Consider the following 10,778-nt stretch of genomic DNA (forward strand, 5'->3'; position numbering starts at 1 on the left):
ATGATAAAATTCACTAAGCTCCTCTGTTTGATTGCATTTATTGCATTGAACAACATTGCTCATGCCGCCGGTCCATGGCGCCTGCGCGCATTGCCGGCTTCCCTACGCCTGGACCCGGTTAGCAACACCATTATCGAACATCGGTTTAAAGGCGTACCGGCCACACAGACGGGCAACCTGCTGGACAAGAACTGGATATTCGACGGAAAACAGGTGGCCATTCACGGCGCGCGGGGCGAATATGTCTCATTCCAATTGGTCCTGACGAATGAATCGGATGCGGAACTGACAGGCATTAAAATCGATATGGAGCCATTCAAAAATGGCGCCACTGAGCTTGCCGCGAACCCTGAGCTTTTTCTCGAATGGTCTGTGAATGTGCAAAGTACGAGCACGGGCTATCCGCGGTCCACCCTCGGCAAGGGCTGGTATCCCGACGCGTTGATCCCATTCAAATACATCCAGACCGACTCCGCCAAAGTCCGCGGGCGCTGGGTGTACCCGTTTACGTTGCCCGATTTCAACAACCGGATCGCCAACCAGCGCTCGCAGGTCATTTGGGTAGACCAGTTTATCCCGGCCGGCGCGCAAAAAGCCATGCCCGGTGTTTACCAAAGCACAATTACCGTGACCATTGGCGGGCAAAAAAGCCAGATCCCGGTCAGCCTTACGGTGTGGGATTTTGAGCTACCCAATGAAAACCTTTTCAAAGCCAGCCTGCAACATGAAGGCTTCCTGAGCCGGATGGACGAAAAGCAGGAACTGGCTGTGTACCAGCTCTTCAAGCGGAACCGTATTTCATTAATGGACCCGACTTATGACCCGGAAATCCAGGTTTTGAAGAATGGTAAAGTCGAAATCCAGTGGGAAAAATTTGATAAACGACTAAAAAAATACCTTACCGGCGCGGCATTCACAGAAGCGCACGGCTACAAAAACGGCCCCGGCTATGGCGAGCCGCTCGAAACATTCGCGCTGCCGTTCGATGTGTACGGCAAGCACGGCACGGCTGGCTGGCCCGATATCGGCAAGCCGGAAGTGGAGCGCAATGCAGCCAACCAGGCCATTTACACGAGCGCCATCCGGCAGGTGCGCCAACATTTGCTCCCGATGGTTAATCCCAAAAAAACACTGCTGACGGTGTATCTGAATGGTTTGGACGAATCCTATTTCCCAGAGGCATGGTCGCGGATGGTGTTTTATGGGAATTTGTTCAAGAAGGAATATCCGGAGGCAAAATTCCGGGTAGATGGCGGCTATACCAAGCAGGCTATGGACGTAATCGGCAAATCCATTACCGACTGGGCTTCGCATACGATCAACTACAACATCGACACCGTAAAGCATTACCAGCAAATGGGCATTAAAGACTGGCTTTACGGCCCAATGCTGTACGAGCACAAGCTCAACAGCTGGGTAGGCAGCTCGACGTTCATCGACCTGCCGCTGATCAACGACAAGGCGATCAGCTGGGCATGCTGGAAATATAAAACCTACTCCTGGATCAGCTGGGGCATTGGTGCAGGCTGGGAACGCGGCTGGTACGACCCCGAATCCTGGAAGGACTTCTACAAGGAAGCCTCGGAAGCCGATGCGGAATTTACCTACCGGGCTTTCAATGGCAACGGATCGCTCATTTACAAGCCGGGCATGGTGCCCAACGTGTCGGAACCTTGCCCGTCCATCCGCCTGAAAACCATGCGCGACGGCGTGCAGGAATACGAATACCTGCGCCTGCTTACGAAGCTCGACGGCAATCCGAGGCGCGCCAATTCGCTTGTAAACCAGCTCATTAAGGAGCCGTTTGGCGATAAATCCATTGGTAACCTCGATGTGTGGAGCTATGATCAGGAACTTTGGCATAAAGTCCGGATGGAGCTCGGCGAGCTGATCTCCAAAAGCAAAAAGTAATTTCCGATACCCGTTCGAAAACCCTGCATTCCCGCGTGATCCCCTTTTCCTTCCTCTTAAAGTCGCCAACCCATGCCCGAATGGCCGGTTTCGTACTGGCCGCAATGGCGTTATCACCGGCATTGCGCGCACAAAGAGCCGCCATTTCGGAAAAAGTGCAGGCCATGAAAACCTACCCTTTCTCCGACCCCAGCCCGCTGCCGGTGATGGGCATCGGCAAAAAAGTGGCCCCATTTTACCCCTACTATGTTTTCGACGGCTACACCAGCAAAAGCACGACGCAAAAATGGAAGATTGTGGAGCTGGAAAATCCGTACATCAAAGTGCAGGTACTGCCGGAAATCGGCGGCAAAGTGATGGGCGCGGTCGAGAAATCTACCGGCGAGGAGTTTGTGTATACCAATCACGTGATGAAATTCCGCGCGATCGGTATCCGTGGGCCGTGGACGAGCGGCGGCATCGAGCATAACTTCGGCCTGGACCTCGGCCACGCGCCCTGGGCAGCTGCTCCCGTGGATTATGTGATGCAAAACAATGCCGACGGCAGCGTTACCTGCGTGGTAGGCGGCCTCGACCTCGCATCGCGTACGCAATGGCGGGTAAAAATTGTACTTCCGAAAGACAAGGCTTATTTTGAGACACAAAGCCTTTGGTATAATCCCCTACCCCTTCACGACGCCTACCTCTCCTGGGAAAACGCCGCATTCAGGGCTTCGGACGATATGCAGTTCTTTTTTCCGGGAACGCACCATGTCGGGCATGATGGCAATGTAAGCCCGTGGCCGGTTGATGAGAGGGGCGTGGATTTGTCTTATTATAAGAATAACAATACGGGCGGCGACAAGTCTTACCACGTCGTGGGGACGCACACCGGGTGGTTTGGCGGCTATTGGCACCACCGGAAGTTTGGCTTCGGGCATTGGGCGCCCTATTCGGATGCGCCGGGCAAAAAGCTGTGGATCTGGTCGCGGGCCCGGGAGGGCGCGATCTGGGAGGATTTGCTGACGGACAAAGATGGGCAATACATTGAAGCACAGTCGGGCGTAACATTCAACCAGGCGGCCGAGCGGAGCGGGTTTCATAGTCCGTTTAACCAGAAATCGCTGGGGCCGTTTTACTCCGAGACTAAGACGGAATATTGGTTTCCGGTCAAAGGCGCGGGCGGGATGGTCGATGCTTCGCCTTATGGAACGCTCAACGTCGTGGCGGGCGGGGATAGTCTGAAAATTTACATTAACCCGATTTCAACCATTCACGATACGCTGAAAGTTACTTTGGTGGGACAGACCGTTTACCGGGAAGCGCTTTCGCTCAAACCCATGGAAGTGTTTTTTAAAGCGATCCCATTGACGCAAACCCAGGCCAAGTCCGTGCGCGTGAGCGTCGGCAACGACCGGCTTGTTTATGCTTCCCATCCTGAAAAAGTGCTGGACCGGCCGCTGCTTTCGGCTGATAAACAGGATTTCCATTCTGCTGAGCGACTGTTTGAGCTGGGCGAAGATGAGCATGCCATGCGCAACTTCGAATGTGCCCACCAGCGCTACCTGGCTGTTTTGGGAAAAGAAGCCACCCACAGCGGCGCGTTGATCCGCCTGGCCGAGTACCATTACCGCAAAGGCGAATATGCGCAGGGACTGGATTTCGCCCGGAAGGTTTTGGCGGAAAACACTTACCACGGCGGCGCCAACTACCTTTACGGCGCACTTTACCGCAAACTCGGCGACCTCACCAAAGCGGAAGAAGCATTATCAGTAGCCAGCTGGACCATGGAATACCGCTCCGGCGCCTACGCGCAGCTTGCGGGCATTGCATTGCAGAAACGCGATTTTGAAAAAGCCGAAAGCGACGCCCGGAAAGCATTGGACTACAACCGAAATAACCTCGCGGCCTACCAGCTGCTGGGTACCGCACTCCGAAAATTAAATAAGTCGGAACAGGCCGCGCAGACATGGCAGGCGCTGCTGGAAATCGACCCGCTGAGCCATTATGCGCATTTTGAACAATACCTGCTCGCGCCGACGGAGGCTAACCGCGCCATTTTCCAAAATGCGATCCGCAACGAGCTGCCGCACGAAACTTACCTGGAACTGGCGATGGATTATGTGGGCCAAGGGCAGCATGAGGAGGCCAAACAGTTGCTTGCGTGGGCCCCCGCCTACCCGACTGTTTCCTACTGGCTGGCCTATCTCACCCGGGATTCACATCCGGTGGAAAGCAAAAAGCATTTGCAGCATGCCATTACTACTTCCGCAGAGCTGGTTTTCCCATTCAGGACCGAAAGCATTCCTGTGCTGATTTGGGCTGAAAAACAAAACCCTTCCTGGAAAAACCGCTATTACCTCGGGCTCATTTATTGGCACCTCAGGGATAAGGAGCATGCGAAAAAGCAATTTGCAGCTTGCCTAACAGAGCCTGATTATGCGCCGTTTTACATAGCAAGAGGTATTTTATTCCAAAACGAAAATGCGGGCAATGCGCAGGCTGATTTTGTCAAAGCCAATCAAATGAACCCCAGAGAATGGCGCGGCTGGCATTACCTTACCCAATTTTACATTGACCAAAAAATGCAGGAAAAAGGGCTTAAAAACGCCCGGAATGCTTTTGAGCGCTTTGCCGAAAATCCGGTCATCGGCATTGATTACGCCAAATCGCTGCTGGATGCGGGGCAGTTTGAAGCGAGCCTGAAAGTGCTGGACAAAGTGCATGTACTGCCGCAGGAAGGCGCGCGGGAAGGGCATACTTTATATGTGACGGCGCATCTGGCGAATGCCCTCGCATTGGCAGAAATCAAAAAACACAAAGAAGCATTGAAATCGCTCGAAAAAGCCCGTTGGTGGCCGGAACACCTCGGCACCGGCAAGCCTAACGAACCGGATACACGGCTGATCGATTATCTGGCGGCGCATTGCGAAACACAACTCGGCCGCGCTGAAAAGGCACGGCAGTACGAGCAGTCGATCATCGACTATTCCTTGAATCCCGACAAGGCAGGTAATCGCAATGCATTGAGCAACTACCTGGGCGTGAAGCTGCTTCACCGTGCACAAAAGCAGGATATCGCTAAAAAATATCTCGAAAACTGGAAAGCCGAGCAGGATTCGCTTCGAAACTGGGAGATTACCAAGGGCTCCGATGCGCCGGACGTGCAATGGGTTTTAGCCAAAACACAAAACGACGAACCCCGCGCAAAAAAGCTTCGACAGGATTTAACAGCCGACAAAAACCATAACCTGACTACGCTATTTTTCAAAATTCTCGACGTCGCGAGGCCGCGAAAAAGGGAAGATTAATACGCATCATGAAAATAAAAAACTACCTGACGCAAATATTGACGCTAACCTGCCTGCTCTGGCTGGCCGCATCGCCGGACATTCACGCGCAGCAGCGAAAGGCGATCATCGAGGACAAGACGCATTACAGCGAGGTGTTTAAGGAAACGCGCGATGTGCGCCTCATCCTCCCGCCCGATTACTACCAGCATCCCGAGCGGCGGTATCCCGTGATTTACTATTTCCACGGCAATGCGGGTAGGTTTAATGGCCCTGCCGAAGGCGAAGTTTCCCGATCGGGCGAGGCGCGGTATTATGATGAATTCAATGGTAATTTCGAACGCTGCGGGCCGGATCCGCTGGATAATTTCGCGACTTATGTAGCTGGCAATGATGTTATTATAGCCAAATGGGACGGTTATGTGCCTGCCCAATACCCGCGCCCGTACGACATTGCGCCGGTGAAGGAAGACAGGCAGTTTGTCGATTACTTCCCGGAGTTTGTGCGCTATGTCGATTCGCATTACCGCACCAATGCCAATCGCGAAAGTCGGGCGGTTTCGGGACTGAGCATGGGCGGGTTTATGTCGATGCTCGTGGCTTCCAAATACCCGCATATGCTGTCGAGTGCTTCATTTTTTTGTCCTTCGGCTTCGTTTACCGTCGGCCCGAAAGCCTTGCAGATTTACACGCCGTTCAAGGAAATGGGGCGCAATTTTGTGGGTTTGCCCATTCGGATGCATTTAGGCAGCAAGGATTTTTTGCGGCAGCATGATCAGGAGATCGATCAGGCTTATAAAACATTGGAGTTGAACTACGAAAGCTGGCATTACGGGATCGGCTATTTCCGGGGCTTTCATAATGCGGTGAATATCCAATCTCAGTTCGATTTTCATATGCATTACTTCCGGATGCCGCTCGCGAAGCCGGAAAAATGGCACCATATCGATGTGTTTCCCAACTTTTCGGTCTGGAATTATGCAATAAAGTCCGATCGGAAAATCCCCGGTTTCACCCTCCTCGACGATGTGCGGCGCGAAGGATTTAGCGTACACACCAAGCAATGGCTGCCCGATGGCCCCGCCGTCCCCGACCTGAATGTGAACCTTACGACCGACAGCATTTATACTCCGAATACGGCTTTTGAACTGATCCAGCTGGAAGTACCGACCCGCAAAATCACCCGCGCCAACGTGCGCAGCGACGCCAAAGGCCGCATTCAATGGAAGGGAAGCGGATTGCAAACCAACGTGGGGCTGTACAAAACCGGCGACGCGGGCCACATTACCCTGGCCACCTACACGCTCAACAAGCAGATGCCCGGCCTGGGCGATGTCGTTACCCTCAACCCGCTCCTGTTCAACAAAGGCGGCGCGGCAGTGGATTCTGTCCGGATGGAACTCATCGCGCAGGATGAAGATATGGAGGTGATAAGCCCGGCGATTACCGTCGGCAAGCTCGTGCAAGGTGCATTGTACGAAAAGACCGGTTTCGAAATCCGCTCCCGGAACGCGAGCCTGGACCGTGCCAAGCTGAAATTAATATTGACCTACCATGGTAAAAAAGACCATTTCCTGCTCGAAGTGCCTTTCTATTCGCCCGAAGCTACGCTCGTCTCTTTTGCTGTTGCCGACGGGCGGAGCATGAACCTCGAACTGGAAAAGCAAACGCGCGTCGGTGAAGGCAATGGTGATGGAGTTGCGAATCCAGGCGAATGGATCAGCATTTTTACAAAATCGGACCTTGATTCACTGCATGATTTCGGTCTGCAAGTTTATACGGAAGACCGTTATGTTGCGATGAACAAACGGCGGATGCTGTTTTTCGGCCGGAACGACTGGTCGGGCGCGCAACGGCTTACCTCGCAGGTGCAGATCAGCCCGGATTGCCCGGACGGACATGAAATCAGGTTTTATGGCATTTATGAATATCCTAAAAACGGCAACACCCGCCGGGACAGTCATGGCGCGCATTCGTTTATCCGTGAAACGAAACGGGTGGCATTTACTGTAAAAGTGAAAAAATAGCGATGGAAAACCAGCCCGCCCATTCCAGCCGGATATCGGTCTATGCCAGCGACACCAACCAGGTTTTGAGCAGGATTTTGCAGGTATTCGGCAAAAGTCGCTTCGAGGTGAGCTACATGCAGGTTTTCCATACCGGCGACGAGCATTTGAAACGGATCGTCGTGGAAGCCGCATTTCCCCAGGAAATGATGACGCTGATCCTCGCGCGCATCGAAAAAATCATTGAAGTACACCGCGCTTTCGCCCACGCGGGCGACGACGCGGACCCGATCGGCTTTTGAGCTGCCTGTATCGAGTTTTGCCCATGCATATGGTTGATTATTGCTACATTTGCGGGCTGGTTTGCCCGCGCAACAATACCCCCGGATCGAGAAAAAGTTATAGAATAAACGGATTAACTCCATGAAAAAGACCGCACAGCGCCGCTCACTTATACTGCAAAAACTGGATGAGATGGGTGAAGTGAATGTGAATGATTTGAGCGAAATGCTGGAAGTAAGCGAAGTGACCATCCGCAACGATTTGGACAAGCTGGAAAACAGTAACCTTCTCGTGCGGGCCCACGGCGGCGCTTTCAAGACCAATAACATTGCCCTGACGGTCACCGAAAAAAGGAAGATCAACCACGACACGAAGCGGTTGATCGGCAAAAAGGCCGTGTCGCTCATCAACGACGGCGACAGCATTATCCTTGATTCGGGCACGACTACTTTCGAAATATCGAACAACCTGGAAAAGTTCAAAAACCTGACCGTCATCAGCAACGCCCTCGACATCGTCAATAACCTGGCGCAATTCGAGAACTTGCAGGTGCATATGCCGGGCGGTTACCTCAAAGAATTCTCCATGTCGCTCGTAGGCCCCATGGCCGAGCGCAACTTCAAACAACTCTACTGCAACAAGTTATTCCTCGGCATCGACGGCATGAAGGCCAATGCCGGCTTCTTCACCCACTACATGGAAGAAGCCCACCTGAACCAGATCATGATCGACATCGCCGAAGAAGTCATCATCGTCGCCGACTCCACAAAGTTCAAAAAATCCGGGTTGGCATTCATTTGTGGTTTTGACAAAATCAACAAGGTGGTGACGGACGAAAAGATTGAAGAAGCGGATTTGAAGATGCTGAAACAGCATAATATTGAGGTGATTATTGCGTAGAGAATTATTAGCTAAATTATACTATCACACCTATGAAAAAGTCTCCGATTACGCCAACTTCGCTGATACAGGATGTTGTGCAAATTTTAAAATTAGCCCGGCAAAAAGCTTACAGTGCTGTAAATAGTGAAATGGTAATAGCTTACTGGCAAATGGGGAGGAGAATAGTGCAGGAAGAATTGCAAGGAGAACAAAGGGCTGCCTACGGTGAGTCAATTTTGAAAACACTATCAATCGCGCTTACTGCTGAACTAGGTAGCGGTTTTTCATATGCTAATCTTCGAAATTTCCGGCAGTTTTATCTTACCTACCCTGATGAAGCAATTTGCTACACAGTGTGTAGCAAATTGTCTTGGAGCCACAACCGGACAATAATGAGGGTAGAAAACCCGGAAGCGAGGGACTATTATCTTAAAGAATGTGCCTGTCAAGCGTGGAGCGTACGAACATTGGAGCGACATATCAATTCCTTCTACTATCAGCGTTTGCTTTCTTCTAAAAACAAGTCTGACACAACTAATGGCAATGAAGACGTCGACAATTTGCCAACAAAGGATTTCATCAAAGATCCCTACGTTTTTGAATTCCTGAACATACCTGAGCCCGTCAGTGTGTTGGAGCAGGATATTGAAAAAGCATTAATCGGAAACTTGCAACAATTCTTACTCGAACTGGGAAAAGGATTTTCGTTTGTCGGAAGGCAGTTCAGGATTAGTACAGAAACAAGTCACTTCTACATTGATTTGGTATTTTATAATTACATTCTTAAATGCTTCGTCCTGTTTGACTTAAAAACAGGCAAACTAATGCACCAGGACACCGGGCAAATGGATATGTACATCCGCATGTTCGACGACTTGAAAAAGCAAGATGACGACAACCCAACTATCGGGATCATTCTTTGTACTGAAAAAGATGAAACTGTTGTGAAGTACAGTATTTTGAATGACAGCAAGCAACTATTTGCGACCAAATACATGCTCTACTTGCCAACAGAGCAGGAATTAATAGCAGAAATCGAGCGCGAGAAAAAGCTTATTGAAGCACAGTTGAATGAAAACAATGGCTGATGTAACTTAGACACACACATGCAAACTTCCATCTCCCACCTCCCCGATCACAAGCAAGAAGAACTAGCAGCGCTCACAAAGATCATTATAGAAAATACCCCCGCCGAAATGGTCATTCTTTTCGGAAGCCATGCGCGTGGGGATTGGGTGGAGGAATATCAGGAGAATACCGAATATGTGAGCGATTATGACATTCTGGTTATTACCAATGACAGGAAGTCAGCGAAAGACGGAGAAAAATGGTGGAATCTGAGCAAGAAGTTAAGCGGTAATGAAGAGAATACCAGAACCACGATCATCCAACACAGCATTGGCTTTGTGAATGACAAGATCGAGCGGAATCAATATTTCTTTGTTGATATATTAAAGGAAGGTATTATGCTTTTTGATTCGGGGAAATGCAAATTAGCTGAACCGAAGAATTTGAATCCGGAAGAGCGGCAGAAGAAGGCAAAAGAGCAATTTGATTCTTGGTTTGACTCTGCAAATAATTTCTTTGAGACTTTTGAATTTCATTTTGAAAAAGGCAAAACCAAGCACTCTTATTACAATAACGCCGCATTTGAACTTCATCAGACTACCGAACGATTTTATGTCGCACTTCTTCTGGTTTTCACCGACTACAAGCCCAAAATCCACGACATAGAGAAATTAGGAGATCAAGTTGAAAAACTGCATCCTCATTTTATCACGGTCTTCCCGAAAAACACACCGGAGGAAAAGCGATTGTTTGAATTGCTACAAAAGGCTTACATCGATTCGCGTTATAATATGAATTACAAGATCGAACAGGCCGATTTAGAATACCTGGGCGAGCGGGTCAGGATTTTGAGAGACTTGACGGAGCGGATATGCCAAGAGCGGATTGCGGATATGCTAAATTCGCATCCAAGTTGAGGAGCGAATAGGCGTGTATGATTGCCCCGGCTCCGGAGGAGCCAACTGTTTGTAGCAAAAAAAAGGTGGTTCGAATTCCCAAGGCCCCGGCGGGGCCTCGTGGGAAACTGTCTCGTCCTGGAAAAAGTTTACAGTTTAGTTAATAAATCCTGACATAAGTTTACAATCGTTTGCTAATCCTAAAACTGGTTTACAGGTGCTGTTTTTTTAGAATAATAGCTTTTCCATAATTTAGTTGTTTTTAGTGGTTGTTGATGGACTTGGTTTGGCGTCAGGTTCCCAATGCTCATATGCGGCCTTTCATTGTTATACAGATCCACTGCGGTTCTCAGGAATTCCCTGACATCCTGATTTTTAAGGCGGTAAGTATCTAAATATTCATCCTTGATAATCCCGTTGACCCTCTCGGCGATTGCATTTTCCAGTGGGTCGCCGTTTTCGGT

Annotated in this window: 8 protein-coding genes; 7 read left to right on the plus strand and 1 reads right to left on the minus strand. The window is 50.3% G+C overall.

What is annotated here, in order from left to right:
* The 7 genes from BLQ88_RS35965 to BLQ88_RS35995 all read left to right on the plus strand — a co-directional run bounded on the left by BLQ88_RS35965 (position 1) and on the right by BLQ88_RS35995 (position 10,335).
* On the plus strand, positions 1–1,911 hold the full coding sequence (locus BLQ88_RS35965; RefSeq protein WP_090157850.1) for a glycoside hydrolase domain-containing protein: 1,911 nt from the start codon (positions 1–3) through the stop codon (positions 1,909–1,911).
* Positions 1,912–1,991: 80 nt separating this feature from the next.
* The gene (locus BLQ88_RS35970; RefSeq protein ID WP_090157851.1) at positions 1,992–5,201 is read left to right on the plus strand and encodes a DUF5107 domain-containing protein; all 3,210 of its coding nucleotides are present in this window, start codon (positions 1,992–1,994) and stop codon (positions 5,199–5,201) included.
* A gap of 8 nt (positions 5,202–5,209) precedes the next feature.
* Positions 5,210–7,207: an alpha/beta hydrolase gene (locus tag BLQ88_RS35975; RefSeq protein ID WP_090157852.1), complete on the plus strand. Its 1,998-nt coding sequence runs from the start codon at positions 5,210–5,212 to the stop codon at positions 7,205–7,207.
* A gap of 2 nt (positions 7,208–7,209) precedes the next feature.
* Complete coding sequence (locus BLQ88_RS35980) at positions 7,210–7,488, plus strand: ACT domain-containing protein (RefSeq protein WP_090157853.1); 279 nt, start codon at positions 7,210–7,212, stop codon at positions 7,486–7,488.
* Positions 7,489–7,609: 121 nt separating this feature from the next.
* Positions 7,610–8,368, plus strand: coding sequence for a transcriptional repressor AgaR (gene agaR / locus BLQ88_RS35985; RefSeq protein WP_090157854.1), 759 nt, complete (start codon positions 7,610–7,612; stop codon positions 8,366–8,368).
* A 32-nt stretch (positions 8,369–8,400) separates the two neighbouring features.
* Positions 8,401–9,438, plus strand: coding sequence for a PDDEXK nuclease domain-containing protein (locus BLQ88_RS35990; RefSeq protein ID WP_090157855.1), 1,038 nt, complete (start codon positions 8,401–8,403; stop codon positions 9,436–9,438).
* An 18-nt stretch (positions 9,439–9,456) separates the two neighbouring features.
* Positions 9,457–10,335 carry a HEPN domain-containing protein gene (locus tag BLQ88_RS35995; protein WP_090157856.1) on the plus strand — a complete coding sequence of 293 codons (879 nt, stop codon included), beginning with the start codon at positions 9,457–9,459 and terminating at the stop codon, positions 10,333–10,335.
* 179 nt (positions 10,336–10,514) lie between these two features.
* Here BLQ88_RS35995 and BLQ88_RS36000 read toward each other — a convergent pair.
* Positions 10,515–10,778, minus strand: a 264-nt coding sequence (locus BLQ88_RS36000) for an integrase core domain-containing protein (RefSeq protein ID WP_143017025.1), incomplete at its 5' end; no start/stop codon positions are given.

It is taken from the genome of Dyadobacter soli, from assembly GCF_900101885.1.
Classification (GTDB): Bacteria; Bacteroidota; Bacteroidia; order Cytophagales; family Spirosomataceae; genus Dyadobacter; species Dyadobacter soli.